This is a genomic window from Tabrizicola sp. (assembly GCF_041919135.1).
GTDB lineage: Bacteria > Pseudomonadota > Alphaproteobacteria > Rhodobacterales > Rhodobacteraceae > Tabrizicola.
Genome location: NZ_JAYRUJ010000025.1, coordinates 29,656 through 45,583, shown reverse-complemented (window position 1 = coordinate 45,583; position 15,928 = coordinate 29,656). Strand labels below are relative to the sequence as shown.

Here is a 15,928-nt window from a genome sequence, read left to right as displayed (position 1 = left end):
TCTTGGGAAAGAAGGGCTGCAGCCGTGCCATCTGCACGTCCGTCAGCCAAAAAAGGTTGGTCATAGGTCAGTCTCCTTGCGGAGCCTGAATCACGCCGAAAGTGGAAGATCAATGGGTCCTGACCCTGGTGACGCATGACGTCTCGACCTCGATCAGCGCGGGCATCGACGGCGGCCAGCCCTGGCGGCGCACCTTCGGGGGGCGCAATGTCACCTACACCGACTGGCAGAAGGACAATTATTTTCATGCCATCCGTGGTCTGTCCGGCGGCGTGAAGCGGCTGGGGATCGAGTTCGACCATATCACCATCGACACGCTGAACCTGCTCAGGACCGAATTCCCGCAGATGGAGTTCGTCGACATCGCCGCGGCCTCGATGCGGCTGCGCATGGTCAAGTCGGCCGAGGAGATCGCCCATATCACCAAGATGACCCGGATCGCCGACATCGGCGGCGCGGCCTGCGTCGAGGCAACGGCAGTCGGCGTGCCGGAACACGAGGTGGCGCTGCACTCGACCGCCACCATGGTGCGCGAGATCGCGAAGGTCTGGCCGCATGGCGAGCTGCTGGACACCTGGACCTGGTTCCAGTCGGGCATCAACACCGACGGCGCGCACAACCCGGTCACCAGCCGCCGGATCGAACGCGGCGACATCCTGTCCTTGAACTGCTTCCCGATGGTCGCGGGCTACTATGTCGCGCTGGAACGGACGCTCTTCGCGGAAGAGGCGAGTGACGAGCACATCCGGCTCTGGGAGATCAACTGCAAGGTCCATGACCGGGGCAAGGAACTGCTGGTTCCGGGCGCGAAATGCAGCGACATCGCCAGGGAACTGAACGAGATGTATGCCGCCGAGAACCTGCTGCAATACCGCAGCTTCGGCTATGGCCATTCCTTCGGCGTGCTCTGCCACTATTACGGCCGCGAGGCCGGGCTGGAGCTGCGCGAGGACTGCGAGACCGTGCTGGAGCCGGGCATGGTCGTCTCGATGGAGCCGATGATCACCATCCCGAACCACCTGCCGGGCGCTGGCGGCTACCGCGAGCACGATATCCTGGTGATCACCGACGACAACAACAAGGGCAACACCAACATCACCGGCTTTGCCTATGGGCCCGAGCACCTGATCGTGAAGGGCAAGGGCTGATCCGAACAGGGGCGCGGGCGAAGGTCCGCGCCCCTTCCGCAAGTCAGGAAGCGCGGCCCTCAGGCCGGCCATGGCTGCACCGCCGGTCCCGCATCCCGCCGGCCGGACGTTCCAACAGTGGAGACCAACCGATGAAGAAAGCATATGCCACGGCCGTCCCGGTTCTGGGCCTTCTGGCGCTGGCCGCGCCCGCGCTCGCCGAAGGCTCGATCTCGGTGATGAGCTTCGGCGGCGCCTATCAGGAAGCGCAGCGCAAGGCGGTGTTCGAGACCTACACCGCCAGCACCGGCATCAAGGTGGACGAACAGGAATACGGCGGCGAGATCGCCAAGATCGCGGCGATGGTCGAATCCGGCAACACCACCGTCGACGTGGTCGATGTCGATGCCCCGACCCTGCTGCAGGGCTGCGATGACGGCATCTTCGAGAAGATCGACTGGACCCGGATCGGCGACCAGGCCGACTGGCTGGGGGGCACCACCTCGGACTGCGGCGTCGGCACGATCGTCTATTCCACCGCGCTGGCCTATAACGCCGCGACCCTGCCGGAAGGCCCGACGGTGATCGCCGACCTGTTCGACACCGCGAAATTCCCCGGCAAGCGGGGCCTGTGGAAGAACCCGGCGACCAACCTTGAATTCGCCCTGCTGGCCGATGGCGTCCCCGCCGGCCAGGTCTACGAGGTGCTTGCCACCGCCGAGGGCGTGGACCGGGCCTTCACCAAGCTGGACACGATCAAGACCGACATCGTCTGGTGGGAGGCGGGCGCGCAGGCGCCGCAGCTTCTGGCCTCGGGCGAGGTGGTGATGACGACCGCCTGGAACGGCCGCATCTACAACGCCAACAAGGAAGGCCAGGATTTCCGCATCGTCTGGGACAACCAGATCCTCGATTCCAACTACTGGGTGATCCCGAAGGGCGCGAAGACCCCCGAAGCCTCGCTTGAGTTCATCAGATACGCGGTCGAGCCGCAGGTGCTGGCCGGGACGACGAAATACATTCCCTACGGCCCGGTCCGCGCATCCGCCGCCGAATTCGTGACGCCCGAGGATGCGGCGAACCTGCCGACCAGCCCGGCGAACATGACCGTCGCCCTCACGCTCGACAATGCCTTCTGGGCCGACAACGGCGACGAGATCCGCAAGCGGTTCACCACCTGGCTCGCCCAGTAGGCCGCGGAAAGAGGAGAGCGCATCATGAATGCCATGCCAGCCGACACGTTCACGACGGTCAGGAGCGAGGATGCGCTCGTCCGTTTTTCACAGGTGAAGAAGTCCTATGACGGCATCCACTATGTGGTGAAAGACCTGAACCTGGATGTCGCCAAGGGCGAGTTCCTGACCATGCTCGGGCCTTCGGGCTCGGGCAAGACCACCACGCTGATGATGCTGGGCGGGTTCGAGCGGCCGACGCTGGGGCAGATCCTGCTGAACGGCAACCCGGTCGAGCGCCTGCCGCCCGAAAAGCGCAACATCGGCTTCGTCTTCCAGAACTATGCCCTGTTTCCGCACATGACCGTGGCCGAGAACGTGGCCTTCCCGCTGCGCTATCGCGGCATCAAGGGCGCGGCGGCGGGCGCGAAGGTCGCCCGCGCGCTTGGCCGCGTCGGGCTGGAGGCGATGGGCGACCGTCGGCCGGCGCAGCTTTCGGGCGGCCAGCAGCAGCGGGTGGCCCTGGCCCGGGCGCTGGTGTTCGAACCCTCGCTCGTCCTGATGGACGAACCGCTGGGCGCGCTGGACAAGCAGTTGCGCGAAAGGATGCAGATCGAGATCAAGCACCTGCAGACCTCGCTGGGCATCACCATGGTCTATGTCACGCATGACCAGTCCGAGGCCCTGACCATGTCGGACCGCATCGCCGTCTTCCACGACGGGCGCATCCAGCAGCTGGCCGATCCGAAGACCCTCTACAACGCGCCGGAGAACCGTTTCGTCGCGGGATTCATCGGCGAGAACAACACCATGCCCTGCGCGCTGGTCGGGCGCGAGGCGGGCCTTGCCGTGGTGCGGATGGCGGACGGCTCGACCCTGAAGGCGGCCGATACGGCCCTGTCCGGCGGACAGGCCGAGCTGTCGCTTTCCGTGCGGCCCGAGAACATCGGGCTGGCCGGCGAACCGCCGGCGGCACAGGGCAACCTCTTCTCCGGCCAGGTGGCGGACATGTTCTTCCTGGGCGATCACATGCGCCTGTCCGTCGCGGCCTTCGGCGGACAGATCGTGACCGCCAGGGTTCCGGTCACCTCGGTCCGCAGCATCGGCACGGGTGACACCGTCCACCTCACCTGCGCCCCCGCCGACTGCCGCCTGCTGGAGGGCTGAGAGATGAGCGTCACCGAAACGGTCGACATCGAACGCATCCGCACCTTCGTCGCCGTGCGCCGCGCCGCGCGCCCCGCCCGCCGGGCCGCGCTGTCGCTGGCGCTGCCGCTGGTGGGGTTCCTGATCCTCGCCTTCATCGCGCCGATCCTCTCCCTCCTGGTGACGGCCGTCGACAATCCCGAGACCCGCAGCATCCTGCCCCGGACCCTGACCGCGCTGGAGAGCTGGGACGGAGTCTCGACCCCGGACGAGCCGGTCTTCGCCGCCCTCGCCGCCGACCTGAAGCAGGCCAAGGCGGACAGCACCGCCTCGCAGGTGGGCAAGCGGCTGAACTACGAGATCCCTGGAATGCGCAGCAAGGTTCTGGCCGCGTCGCGGATGGCGGCGGGGCTGGAGGCCGGGCCCTACCGCGAGGCATTCCTGGACCAGAGCGACATCTGGGCCGCCCCCGAAACCTGGAGCGTGATCCGCCGCAACGGGGCGGGCCTGACCCCCTATTACCTGCTCACCGCCGTGGACCTGCAACAATCGCCCTCCGGCGGCATCGAGGGCGTGGCCCCGGATCAGGCGATCTTCCTGCCGATCCTCGGCCGCACGCTTCTGGTGGCCGGCATCGTCACCGGGTTGACGCTGATCCTGGGCTATCCGGTGGCCTATGTCCTGACCATCGCGCCTCGGAGCATCGCGGCAGTGATGATGCTGATGGTGCTCCTGCCGCTCTGGACCTCGCTTCTGGTGCGCACGACCGCCTGGGTGGTGCTTCTGCAATCCGACGGGGTAATCAACGCGGTCCTCATGGCGCTGCACCTGACCACCGAGAAGGTGCAGCTGATCTTCACCCGCTTCGGCACCGTCACCGCGATGACCCATATCCAGCTGCCCTTCACCATCCTGCCGATGTATTCGGTGATGCGCTCGATCCAGCCCACGCAGCTGCGCGCAGCCCGTTCGTTGGGCGCCGGGCCGACCTCGGCCTTCTGGCGGATCTACGCGCCGCAGACCCTGCCGGGCGTGGTCGCGGGCTGCCTGATGACCTTCATCCTGTCGCTGGGCTATTACATCACCCCCGCGCTGGTCGGCGGGCCGCAGGACCAGATGGTCTCGAACTTCATCTCGGTCTACATCAACCGCGATCTGAACTGGGGGTTGGCGGCCGCACTCGGCGTCGTGCTGCTTCTGGTGACGCTGGCGATCTACGGCCTGTTCCTGCGCCTTGTCGGCGCCGACAAGATCAAGCTGGGGTAATCCATCATGTGGCTTCCGTCCTATGCAACCCCGTCCGAGCGCCTGTCGCGGATCCTCGTCGTCGGTTTCGCCGTCGCGGTCATGCTGTTCCTGATCGCGCCGCTGTTCATCATCGTGCCGCTCTCGTTCTCGAAGGACCCGTTCTTCACCCTGCCGGTGCGGGAATACTCCCTGCGCTGGTACGAGGATCTGTTCGGCAACCCGCGCTGGTTCGAGGCGATGGTCAACAGCGCCGTGGCGGCGGTCCTGACCACGATCCTCGCCACCACCCTGGGCACCTTGGCCGCCCTGGGGATCGCCCGTCCGGATTTCCCCTGCCGCCGGGCGATCATGGCGCTGTTGATCTCGCCGATGATCGTGCCGATCGTGATCGTGGCCGTCGGCAGCTACCTGTTCTTCGGCGCGTTCGGGCTGACCAACACCCGCGCGGGCCTGGTCCTTGCCCATACCGCGCTGGCGACGCCTTTCGTCGTGATCACCGTCACCGCGACGCTTTCGACCTATGACACCAACCTGACCCGTGCCGCGAACAGCCTGGGCGCATCGGGCCTCTCGGCCTTCTTCCGGGTGACGCTGCCGAACATCCTGCCCGGTGTGATCTCGGGCGCGATCTTCGCCTTCGCCACCTCCTTCGACGAGGTGGTCGTCGCCTTGTTCCTGACCGCGGCGGAACAGCGGACCCTGCCGGTGCAGATGTTCTCGGGCATCCGGGACCAGATCAATCCCACGATCATGGCGGCGGCGACGATGTTGCTGATCCTGTCGATCCTGCTCTTTGCCGCCCTGGCCCTGCTGACCCGCAGGAAGGCGCGCTGAAGAAGGCCGCGGCAGCGCCCTCCCAGGGTTCCGGCGCAGGACCGGACAATGCGGCCCGCACCGTCCTGGTGCGGGCCGCGCCCGTTTGCGGTCGGCATCCGTGGCGATGCCGGCCGCGTCCCGCAACCCTTCCGGCGAAAGCAGATCGGTGTTGACAGACGTATGACAACAATCGTCCTCTGTCGCAGGGCCTGCGGCGACGGGCACAATCCAGAGGGAGGAGAAGAAGATGAGACTGGCTCTGATCGGCGCATTGGCGGCCGTTTTCCTGACGCCCGCCGTCAATGCGGGCGAGACCCTGGACCGGGTGACCTCGACCAAGGTGCTGAAGGTCGCCACCAATGCGGGCTGGCCTCCGCAAAGCTTTCTCGACGACAGCAACCAGCTTGTCGGTTTCGACATCGACGTCGCCAACGAGATCGCCAAGCGCCTCGGGGTGACGGCGGAGTTCGACACCCCGGAATGGGGCGTGATGACCGGCGGGCGCTGGGGCGGGCGCTGGGATGTGGCGGTCGGCTCGATCACGCCGACCAAGCCGCGCTCCGAGGTGCTGGATTTCGCGGCGATCTACTACTACACGCCCTATGTGTTCGCGGTGCACCAGGACAGCACCATCACCGACCCGAAAGAGCTGAACGGCAAGCGGATCGGCGTGGAAACGGCCACGACCTCGGAGGAATACGTCAACCGCAGCCTGGTGATCGACGCGCCCGGCGTGCCGCCGGTCGAATACTGGCTGGAACCGGGCGAGGTGAAGACCTACGCCGATTCGATGCTGCCCTTCGACGACCTGCGGCTGGGCGACGGCGTGCGCGTCGATGCGGTGATCTCGGGCGAGCAGACCGTGCTGGGCGCGATCAAGAACGGCTATCCTATCAAGGTCCTGCCGGGCGACTATGCCTTCCAGGAACCGCTGGCGATCGTCGCCGACAAGGGCGATGCCGAATGGACCGCCAAGGTCGGCGAGACGATCGCGGCGATGAAGGCCGATGGCACGCTCAGCCAGCTTACCACCAAATGGTACGGCAAGGACTACAGCGAGTGAACCGACCCGGTGGCGGGCGGCCCGCGCCGCCCGCCTCTGCCTTCGCCCCATCCTTCCGCCCGCTATCGCCGTGCCGTCCCAGGGAACCGAAATGCCGACCAAGTCTTCGACCGAATATGCCGATGTCTGGTATCGCCGTCAGGCCGCGGCCGAGATCCCGCTGCATCCCCCGCTGCAATCCCGGACCGAGGCCGATGTCTGTGTCGTGGGCGGCGGCCTGGCCGGGCTGACGACGGCACATCACCTTGCCCGCGCCGGACGCAGGGTCGTGCTGCTCGAGGCGCGCCGCATCGGCTGGGGGGCGTCGGGGCGCAATGGCGGCTTCGTCAGCCCGGGCTACGCGCTGGGCCTCGACGGCATCGCCGGCCGGATCGGCCCCGAGGCGGCGAAAGAGCTGTTCCGCATGTCCATCGAGGGGATGGAGATCGTGGCCGGGAACATCCGCGAGTTCGGCATCTCCGCCGCGGCCCCCTGCCCCGGCATCCTTGGCGCCGTGCGCTACGACGCGGGGCGGCAACTCATGGATCGCCGCGACTGGCTGGCGCGGGAATTCGGCTATGAGGTAGAGCATCTTGACCGCGCCGCCCTGGCCGAACACCTGACCTCGCCGCGCTATCATCAGGCGCTGCACGACCGGAACGCATTCCATTTCGATCCGCTGGCCTATTGCCTTGGCCTTGCCGGGGCGGCCGAAGCGGCCGGGGCGACGATCCACGAGGCGACGCCCGCCGACAGGATCGAAGGGGGACCGGACGGCTGGACGGTGACCACGCCGCAGGGCCGGATCTCGGCGCGCGAGGTGGTGGTGACCACCGGCGGCTATACCGAGCGGCTGGTTCCGGCCCTGCACCGCGCCTTCCTGCCGATCGCGACCTATGTGATGGTCACCCGCGAGGCGCCGGAGCTGATCGCCAGCGCGATCCACACCCGCTCGGCCATCGGGGACGACCGCAGGGCGGGCGACTATTACCGGCTGGTCGATGACGGCAAGCGCGTGCTCTGGGGCGGCAAGATCACCACCCGCACCTCGGAACCGCAGGACCTGGCCCGCCTCCTGCACCGCACCATGACCGACACCTATCCGCAACTGGCCGGGCTGGAGATCGAGACGGCCTGGACCGGGCTGATGTCCTATGCCCGCCACCTGATGCCGCAGATCGGCCGGCTGCCCTCGGGCCTGTGGCACTGCACGGCCTTTGGCGGCCACGGGATGAACACGACCGCGATCGGCGGCCGCGTGATCGCCGAAGGCATCCTGGGCCAGTCCGACCGCTGGCGCGCCTTCGCGCCCTTCGGCCTGGACTGGACCGGCGGCGCACTGGGGATGGCGGCGGTGCAGCTGACCTACTGGCGCTATCAGGCGATGGATGCCTGGCGCGAGCGCAAGGGCTGACCGCCATGCATTACAAGGACAACATCGACTATCCGCCGCTCCTCTCGCGCCCCGCGGTCTATCTGCCGGTGCTGGCCGCGGTCTTCGCGGCGCTCTGGTGGTTCCGGGCCGGCGACGGCGCGCTTGGCCGGCTGGTTCTGGGCCTCGTGCCGGGGGCCGAGGGCAATGCGCTGAACCTTGCGACCGCCGCCTGCGTGACGGTGCTGGTCGGCTTCAACATCTTCGTGGTGATGCGCCTGCCGCTGCGCCAGCAGGTCTGGCTGGTCTGGGCCGAGCTTGCCGCCCTGATCCTGCTCTTCTTCTATTCCTTCGACCTCAGCTTTGCCTTCATCCAGCGCAAGATCGGCTTTCTGATCACCCAGGGGCTGGTGACCACGCTCTATATCTCGGCGGTCTCCATCGTCATCGCGACGGTGCTGGCGCTGATCGGGGCGATTGCCAAACTGTCCTCGAACGGCATCGCGCAGGGCATCGCGCATTTCTATACCTCGCTGTTCCGGGGCCTGCCGCTCCTGATGCAGATCTACATGATCTACCTCGGCCTGCCGCAGCTGGGCTATGTCGTCGATGCGGTCCCGACCGGGATCGCGGCGCTGTCGCTGTGCTATGGCGCCTACATGACGGAAATCTTCCGCGCCGGGATCGAGAGCATCCCCAAGGGCCAGTGGGAGGCCGCCCGCGCCCTGGGGATGCGGCCGGTTTCGGTGATGACCCGGATCATCCTGCCGCAATCGATGCGGGTGATCATCCCGCCGACCGGGAACCAGTTCATCTCGATGCTGAAGGACAGCTCGCTCGTCTCGGTCGTGGGGGTGTGGGAGTTGATGTATCTGGCCCGCACCCAGGGCCAGACCGAGTTCCGCCATATCGAGATGATGGTCACCGCCTCGCTGATCTACTGGCTGATGTCGATCGTGCTGGAACTGGCGCAGAAACGGATCGAGACCCATTTCAACAAGGCGGCGACGCGATGACATCGGCACAGGACAGCGCCCCTCCCGCCATCCAGATCACCGGCCTGAACAAATGGTATGGCCTGCTGCAGGTGCTGCACGACGTGAACCTGTCCGTGGCGCAGGGCGAGCGGCTGGTGATCTGCGGCCCCTCGGGGTCCGGCAAGTCCACCCTGATCCGCACCGTGAACGCGCTGGAGGGCTTCCAGAGCGGCGAGATCAAGGTCGCGGGCCTCCGGCTGACCCGCGAACCGGCCGTGGTCGAGGAGATCCGCCGCCGGGTCGGCATGGTGTTCCAGCAGTTCAACCTGTTCCCGCATCTGACGGTTCTGGAGAACTGCGCCCTGCCCCTGCGGCTGGTGCGCGGCCTCTCCGCGACCGCGGCGCGGGACCGGGCGATGCATTACCTGTCGAAGGTGCGCATCCCCGAACAGGCCGCGAAATACCCCGCGCAGCTTTCGGGCGGCCAGCAGCAGCGCGTCGCCATCGCCCGCGCGGTGGCCATGCAGCCGGAGGTGATGCTCTTCGACGAGCCGACCTCGGCCCTGGATCCGGAGATGGTCAAGGAAGTGCTGGACGTGATGGTGGCCCTTGCCGACGAGGGCATGACCATGGCGGTCGTGACGCATGAGATGGGCTTTGCGCGGCAGGTGGCAGACCGGGTGATCTTCATGGATGCGGGCCGGATCGTCGAGCAGGGTCCGCCCACGACCTTCTTCACCGCCCCGAGAAGCGACCGGACCCGGGCCTTCCTCCGGCAGGTGCTGCATTAGCACGGGATCGCGGCGGCTTCGGCCAGGCCGTCACTGGCGCGTGAAGTTGAACGAGATCAGCGACCCGCGGTGATAGTCGCGGGCGTAAAGCACCGGGGTGCCGTTGTCGGACAGGCAGGTTTCCGACACCAGAAGCCAGGGCTCGGCATTCGCGGGGCCCTGCAGCACGCCCGCCGGCAGGAAGGCCGCCGCGACATTGGCGCTGGACATCACCGGCCTGTGGCCGGCGTCGGCCAGAAGCTCGTTGACCGAACCCGCCAGGTCCGTGTCCACCGGCCTGCCTGCCAGAAGCGCCATCGGGATCACGTCCAGGGTATAGACCAGAACCTCCTCCCCCGCCTCGCGCAGCCGTTCCAGCACGAGAATCTCGGCCCCCGGCGTCAGACCCAGCGCGAGGGCCGCCTGCGGATCCGAGGCCGCAAGCGCGACCCGCGACGAAAGCACCCGGGTCTCCGGATCATGGCCCAGCGACGCCAGCATCCGGGTGATGCTTTCATAGACGGTGATCGGCCGGGCGACATGCAGCGCCGCCGCCGCGGTCACGAACCGGCCGCGGCCATGCTCGGTCACGATCAGCCTTTCCTGCTCCAGCAGGCGCAAGGCCTCGCGCAACGTCGGGCGCGAGACGCCGAAGGCCGCGCACAGGTCTGCCTCGGTGGGGATGCGGTCCCCCGCCTTCAGGCCCCGCGCGCGGATATGGTCGCTGACCGCATCGCGGATCTGCTCGGCCATCTTCCTGTGCGGCTGGAATGGTCTGGTGCCGAGCATCCTGTCCTGGCCCGCCCATGCTGCCTTGTCAGTCATCAGACAATAGCCGCGAGCCGTCGGTCAAGTAAAGCAAGCATGCAACCCGGCCGCCGCGGCCGGATCCGCCATAGGCCTGGGGCTGGTCTGTCGCCCTTCAGCCGACGCCTTCTCCGGTCCAGGCCGGATAGGCCGGGGGGAAGATCGCAGCCACCGGCGGATGGCCCCAGGTCCGGTCGGGATAGCGCGACACCAGCCCGTCGAACTGCACCTGCGCCCTGCGCCGGGCCTCGGCCATGTCGATCCCGGCAACCTCTCCGTCCCGCATCGACAGGCGGCCGTCCACGAACACCGCCCGCGTGACGCGGCCCGTCGCCCCCAGGATCAGCGTGCGGATCGGATCGACCCGGGGGGCCATCAGCGCATCCGCCATGTCGAAGACCGCGATGTCGGCCTTGGCCCCGGCCTCCAGCCGGCCGAGGTCGGGGCGATGCAGCGCCTCTGCCCCGCCGATGGTGGCGGCGTCGAAGACATGTTCCGGCGCGGTCTCGGTCAGCCCGTCGCCCGCCGCCCGCGCCATCATCACCGCCACCGCCATGTTCAGCACCATGTCGGGCGGGGCGGTGTCCGTGCCCATGCCGATGCGGATCCCCATGCGGCGCAACCTGGCGAAGGACCGCAGCATTTCGCCCGTCCGCGCAAAGACCAGCGGGCAATGCGCGACCGTGACGCCATGGTCGGCGTATAGCGCGAGGTCGGTCTCGGTGGCCTGGACGGCATGCGGCGCGATCAGCCGGTCGTTCAGCGCCCCGAACCCCGCCAGCCATTGCGGCGCGGTGGTGCCATGCAGGGCCTGCACGGTGTCGCGCTCCATCCGGCCCTGCGCCATGTGCAGCCGCACCGGCACGTCCAGGTCGCGCGCGGCATCCATCGTGCGCCGCACCAGCGCCTCGGTGCAGGTCTCCACCCGGTCGGGCGCCAGCATCCCCTGGACCAGCCCCCCGAACCGCCCGGCCTGCGCCTTGACGAAGGCGATGGCATCGGCAAGACCGGACAGGCCCCTGCCCTCGTCGAAACGCGGCTCCAGCACGCCGGGCGCGGTGCAGACCATCCCGCCCGCGCGATAGGCCGGCCCCAGCCAGACCCGCAGCCCAAGCGCCCCGGCCGCCTCGGCGGCGGCCTCGAACTCGGCCACCGTCTCGCCCCATTCGCGATAGAACAGCGAGGCGATCGGCAGCGCCGAAGTGATGCCGTTGCACAGAAGCTGCGCAAAGCCGAAGCGCTTCTGGAAGGCAAGCTCCTCGGGCGTGTACATCTCGTAAGGGCCCCGCGCGACATAGCTTTCCGGCCAGACCCGCCCCTTGGCCCAGGCCGGGCCGCAGTCGACGCCAAGCGTCGTCGTGTCGAGATCGGACAGCGCATCGAGGTCGATCAATCCCGGCGAGACCAGCACCTCGCCCAGATCGATCCGGCGCGCGACCTCACCCCCGAAGCGCGGGCCGACATGGAGGATACGGTCGCCCTCGATCACCACCTCGCCATTCTCGAGCAGCCGGTGCCCGCCCGCCTGATGCGCCACGATCCAGCGCGCGGACAGGGCGGTACGGCCGGCGGGCCGCTTCCCAAGGGTCAAAGCCGAAAGGGTCATGGGGCCTCCATCAATGCCTTGCCGCGACGCGCGGCAACCACGCCGCCCTTCAGCGTCATGAGGACCGGCCCGCCCTGGGCCACGGCAGCGGCCAGAGTCTCGCCGGGCAAGAGGGCAAGATCGGCGGGCGCGCCCTCGGTCAGGCCGTGACCCTCGATCCCGATGGCCCGCGCCCCGCCCGAGGAACACAGATCCAGCACCGCCGCCAGATCCGCGTCCGAACGCATGTTGTTCTTCTGGGCGACGATGCGGGCGCGGTCCAGCATGTCGGGCCGGTTCCACGGATTCCAGGTGTCCAGCACCCCGTCGCAGCCCGCGCCCATCCTGATCCCGCGCGCCCGCAGGCGCGGCACCGACGGCACCTCGCGCGAAGGCGCCCCCGTCGTCATCACCGCGATGTCCAGCGCGGCCAGCCCGTCGATCAGCGCCTCGGTCCGGCGCGCATCCGGCATCCCGAGGCAGAAGCCATGGCTGACCGTGATCTTTCCCGCCATCCCCAGCGCGCGCGTCCGCTCGCAGATCAGCTCCAGTGAGAAGGCGCCCATCTCGCCGGGTTCGTGCAGGTGGATGTCGACCCCCGCGCCATGGCGGTCGGCAAGCGCGAAGACCGTGTCGAGATGTCCCTTCGGGTCCCGGTCCACCGCGCAGGGATCAAGGCCCCCGACCAGATCCGCCCCCATTGCCATCGCCTGGTCCAGCAACTCCGCCGTGCCGGGCCGGATCATCAGCCCGGACTGCGGAAACGCGACGATCTGGATATCGAGCACCCCGCGCAGCGACAGGACGTCCCGCAACCCGTCCAGCCCGTTCTCGGTATCGACATCGACATGCGTCCGGACATGCGTCGTGCCGTTGCCGACCAGCGCCAGCGCATGACGCATCGCCTGGCGGCCGACATCCAGGCCAAGCCGCCGGCGCTCGGCGCGTTCGTTGTCGATCATCGCCCGAAGATCGGTGCCGACGGCATTGGCATACCAGCCCATGCCCATCACCGTCTTGTCCAGATGGGTATGCGCCTCGACCAGCCCCGGCACGCAGATCGCGCCGTCCCCCTCCTCGACCGTCAGACCATCGGCCGAAAGCCCTTCCGCCATGGCCTCGATGCGTCCGTCCCGGATCGCGAGATCCACCGAAGGGCCGCCAAGCGGACGGATGTTGCGCAACAGGATCCCGGTCATGTGCCCTCCGGCGGCTGGAGTTCCATCACTTCCCGTCCCGCGACCGGCAGATCAAGCCCGGCCTCCCAGGCCTTGGCCTGCGGCGGGGGGCGCAGCTCGAACTGGCGGTCGGCCACGATGTAATTGTCCGCATGCAGCCGCGCGATCGGCTGGTAGACCGAGGGATCGACATAGCGGCCCTGCGCGTCCAGGCAGTCGTCGCGCACCGTCATCTCGACCACTTCGCCCAGGATGATCGCACGGCGGGGAAAGTCGATGATCCGCTCCACCCGGCATTCCATCGCACAGGGCGAGCGGCGGACGAAACGGGCGGCGATCTGGCGGCAGTCCCGCATCTCCAGCCCCGCCAGCGCCGGTTCGTCGATGTCGCGGGCGAAGTTGATGCCGCACAGGATCATCGCCTCGGCCAGCTCCATGTCGACCATGTTCACGCAGAACTGCCCGGTGCGGCGGATGTTCACCGCCGTATCCTTCTCGGCCCCGTCGGCGCGCGTCTGGACCCCCAGGATCACGATCGGCGGCTCTTGCGAGAAGACGTTGAAAAAGCTCATCGGCGCGGCATTGTCATGCCCGGCCTCGGACCGGGTGGTCACCAGCGCGATCGGGCGCGGGCCGACGAAATTGGTCAGCAGACGATAGCGGTCGGCGGCCGGAAGCCGGGTGAAATCGAACTCCATCATCCGGCCTTTCGCAGCGGGAAGGAACCGATGCGGCCTTCCTCGACCGCATGGCAGCGCACCCGGGCGCCGTCCCGGGCCAGGAAATCCGGCACCTCGCTGCGGCACCTGTCATCGGCCAGAGGGCAGCGGGGATGGAAATGGCAGCCGCGCGGCGGGGTGATCGGGTTCGGCACCTCGCCGGCGGGACGCTCCTGGTCGCGGTGCGTCATCGAGATGTCGGGCACCGTCTCCAGCAGCAGGCGCGTATAGGGGTGCTGCGGTTCGGCGAATATCCGGTCCGCCGGCGCAAGCTCCACCAGCCGGCCCAGATACATCACGCCGATCCAGTCCGAGATGTAGTTCACCACCGCAAGGTCGTGGCTGATGAAAAGATAGGTCAGCCCCAGCTCGCGCTGCAGCGACCGCATCAGGTTCAGGATCTGCGCCTGCACCGACACGTCCAGCGCCGAGGTCGGCTCGTCGCAGACCAGGAACTCGGGCTTGGTCGAGATCGCCCGCGCGATCGAGATCCGCTGCCGTTGCCCGCCCGAGAATTCATGCGGGAACTTCTCGCCATCCGCCGCCGAAAGCCCGACGAACTCCAGCAGGCGGTCCACCTCCCTGCGGCGCGCGGCGGGATCGGGATGGGTGCCGAAGCTTTTCATCGGCTCGGCGATGATGCGTGCCACCCGCCAGCGCGGATTGAGGCTGGCGTAGGGGTCCTGGAAGATCATCTGCATCCGGCGCCGCACGGCGGGCGGCTCGCCCGCGACGGTTCCGGCAAGCTCGTGCCCGTCGAAACGGATGCTGCCCGCCGTGGGCCGGGCCAGCCCCATCAGAAGCTTGGCCACCGTCGACTTGCCGCAGCCGGATTCGCCGACCAGCGACAGGGTCGTGCCGCGCGGAATGGTGAAGTCCACGCCGTCCACGGCATGGACAAAGCGCCTGTCGCCGCCCGAAAGCAGGCGGTTCAGGAAGGGCTGCGAAAGATCGAAGGTCTTTCGCAGCCCCGAGACGGTCAGCAGGGGCTCGGGCGCGGTCATGCGGGCACCTCCGTGGTCAGGTGGCAGGCGACGGCCCGGACCGGGGTTCCGGTCAGTTCCGGCCGCGCATCGCCGCAGGGCGCGAACCTGTGCGGGCAGCGCGGGGCGAAGGCACAGCCCGGCGGCCGCGCATGGGGACGCGGCATCGCCCCCTCGATCTGCGGCAGGATGTCCGGGCGCGGGCCGATCCGGGGGATCGAGGCCATCAGGCCCGAGGTATAGGGATGGCGCGGCGCGCGCAGCACCTCGGCCACCGGCCCGACCTCGACGATCCGCCCGGCATACATGACGGCCACCCGGTCCGCCGTCTCGGCGATCACGCCCATGTCGTGGGTGACCAGGATCACCGCGACCCCGGTTTCCCGCGCCAGCTGGCGCAACAGCGCGATGATCTGCGCCTGCACGCTGACGTCGAGTGCCGTCGTCGGCTCGTCCGCGATGACCAGCCTCGGCTCGGCGCACAGGGCCAGCGCGATGACGACGCGCTGCCGCATGCCGCCGGAATACTGGTGCGGATAGGTGTCGATCCGCGCCTCGGGGGCGGGAATGCCGACCCGGCGCAGCCAGTCGATCGCACGGGCCCGGGCGGCCTCGCGCGGCAACTTCAGATGGGTCCGGATCGTCTCGATCAGCTGCTCGCCCACGGTCAGCACCGGGTTGAGGCTGGTCAGCGGGTCCTGGAAGATCGCCCCGATCCGGCGGCCCCGGATCCGGCGGATCGCCTCGGGCGGCAGGTTGTCGATCCGCTCGCCCTCCAGCCGGATTTCGCCGGCACTGATGCGGCCGGGGGGCTCGATCAGCCCGATGATCGCGGCGCCGGTCATGGACTTCCCGGCCCCGCTTTCGCCGACCATCCCCAGGATCTCGCCCGGCTCAAGCTCCAGGCTCACATCCTCGATGGCGTTGACGGTGCCCGAGCGTCCGGAAAAGGCGACGGTCAGGTTCTTGACGGACAGAAGGGTCAT

15 protein-coding genes are annotated in these 15,928 nt (G+C 68.1%); 9 read left to right on the top strand and 6 right to left on the bottom strand.

Annotated elements, in window-relative coordinates:
* Positions 1 to 101 precede the first annotated feature (101 nt).
* The 9 genes from ACE3UA_RS15775 (at position 102) to ACE3UA_RS15735 (ending at position 9,691) form a co-directional block, all read left to right on the top strand.
* Positions 102 to 1,148: a M24 family metallopeptidase gene (locus ACE3UA_RS15775; RefSeq protein WP_374646800.1), complete on the top strand. Its 1,047-nt coding sequence runs from the start codon at positions 102 to 104 to the stop codon at positions 1,146 to 1,148.
* Positions 1,149 to 1,279: 131 nt separating this feature from the next.
* Entirely contained in the window at positions 1,280 to 2,320 is a 1,041-nt protein-coding gene (locus ACE3UA_RS15770) for an ABC transporter substrate-binding protein (RefSeq protein ID WP_374646798.1), read from the top strand.
* Positions 2,321 to 2,344: 24 nt separating this feature from the next.
* A complete protein-coding gene (locus tag ACE3UA_RS15765; protein WP_374646796.1) occupies positions 2,345 to 3,466 on the top strand; it encodes an ABC transporter ATP-binding protein in 1,122 nt (373 codons plus the stop codon).
* Between the two features lie 3 nt (positions 3,467 to 3,469).
* Positions 3,470 to 4,711, top strand: a complete 1,242-nt coding sequence (locus ACE3UA_RS15760) for an ABC transporter permease (RefSeq protein ID WP_374646794.1) — start codon at positions 3,470 to 3,472, stop codon at positions 4,709 to 4,711.
* Positions 4,712 to 4,717: 6 nt separating this feature from the next.
* Positions 4,718 to 5,527 (top strand): ABC transporter permease, encoded by an 810-nt coding sequence (locus tag ACE3UA_RS15755; protein WP_374646792.1) that lies wholly within the window; start codon positions 4,718 to 4,720, stop codon positions 5,525 to 5,527.
* Between the two features lie 229 nt (positions 5,528 to 5,756).
* Positions 5,757 to 6,572, top strand: a complete 816-nt coding sequence (locus ACE3UA_RS15750; protein ID WP_374646790.1) for a transporter substrate-binding domain-containing protein — start codon at positions 5,757 to 5,759, stop codon at positions 6,570 to 6,572.
* 91 nt (positions 6,573 to 6,663) lie between these two features.
* Complete coding sequence (locus ACE3UA_RS15745) at positions 6,664 to 7,965, top strand: NAD(P)/FAD-dependent oxidoreductase (RefSeq protein ID WP_374646788.1); 1,302 nt, start codon at positions 6,664 to 6,666, stop codon at positions 7,963 to 7,965.
* Between the two features lie 5 nt (positions 7,966 to 7,970).
* Positions 7,971 to 8,939 (top strand): amino acid ABC transporter permease, encoded by a 969-nt coding sequence (locus ACE3UA_RS15740; protein ID WP_374646786.1) that lies wholly within the window; start codon positions 7,971 to 7,973, stop codon positions 8,937 to 8,939.
* A complete protein-coding gene (locus tag ACE3UA_RS15735) occupies positions 8,936 to 9,691 on the top strand; it encodes an amino acid ABC transporter ATP-binding protein (RefSeq protein ID WP_374646784.1) in 756 nt (251 codons plus the stop codon). The genes ACE3UA_RS15740 and ACE3UA_RS15735 overlap by 4 nt, the downstream gene beginning before the upstream one ends.
* Positions 9,692 to 9,721: 30 nt before the next feature.
* Here the strand turns inward: ACE3UA_RS15735 and ACE3UA_RS15730 are convergent, their stop codons facing one another.
* From ACE3UA_RS15730 to ACE3UA_RS15705, 6 genes are all read right to left on the bottom strand, one after another.
* On the bottom strand, positions 9,722 to 10,495 hold the full coding sequence (locus ACE3UA_RS15730; protein ID WP_374646782.1) for a GntR family transcriptional regulator: 774 nt from the start codon (positions 10,493 to 10,495) through the stop codon (positions 9,722 to 9,724).
* 97 nt (positions 10,496 to 10,592) lie between these two features.
* Positions 10,593 to 12,083: a chlorohydrolase family protein gene (locus tag ACE3UA_RS15725; protein WP_374646780.1), complete on the bottom strand. Its 1,491-nt coding sequence runs from the start codon at positions 12,081 to 12,083 to the stop codon at positions 10,593 to 10,595.
* Positions 12,080 to 13,261, bottom strand: coding sequence for an amidohydrolase family protein (locus tag ACE3UA_RS15720; protein WP_374646778.1), 1,182 nt, complete (start codon positions 13,259 to 13,261; stop codon positions 12,080 to 12,082). Before ACE3UA_RS15720 ends, ACE3UA_RS15725 begins: the two co-directional genes overlap by 4 nt.
* Entirely contained in the window at positions 13,258 to 13,941 is a 684-nt protein-coding gene (locus ACE3UA_RS15715; RefSeq protein WP_374646776.1) for a flavin reductase family protein, read from the bottom strand. The genes ACE3UA_RS15720 and ACE3UA_RS15715 overlap by 4 nt, the downstream gene beginning before the upstream one ends.
* Positions 13,938 to 14,963 carry an ABC transporter ATP-binding protein gene (locus ACE3UA_RS15710; protein WP_374646774.1) on the bottom strand — a complete coding sequence of 342 codons (1,026 nt, stop codon included), beginning with the start codon at positions 14,961 to 14,963 and terminating at the stop codon, positions 13,938 to 13,940. The genes ACE3UA_RS15715 and ACE3UA_RS15710 overlap by 4 nt, the downstream gene beginning before the upstream one ends.
* Entirely contained in the window at positions 14,960 to 15,928 is a 969-nt protein-coding gene (locus tag ACE3UA_RS15705) for an ABC transporter ATP-binding protein (RefSeq protein WP_374646772.1), read from the bottom strand. Before ACE3UA_RS15705 ends, ACE3UA_RS15710 begins: the two co-directional genes overlap by 4 nt.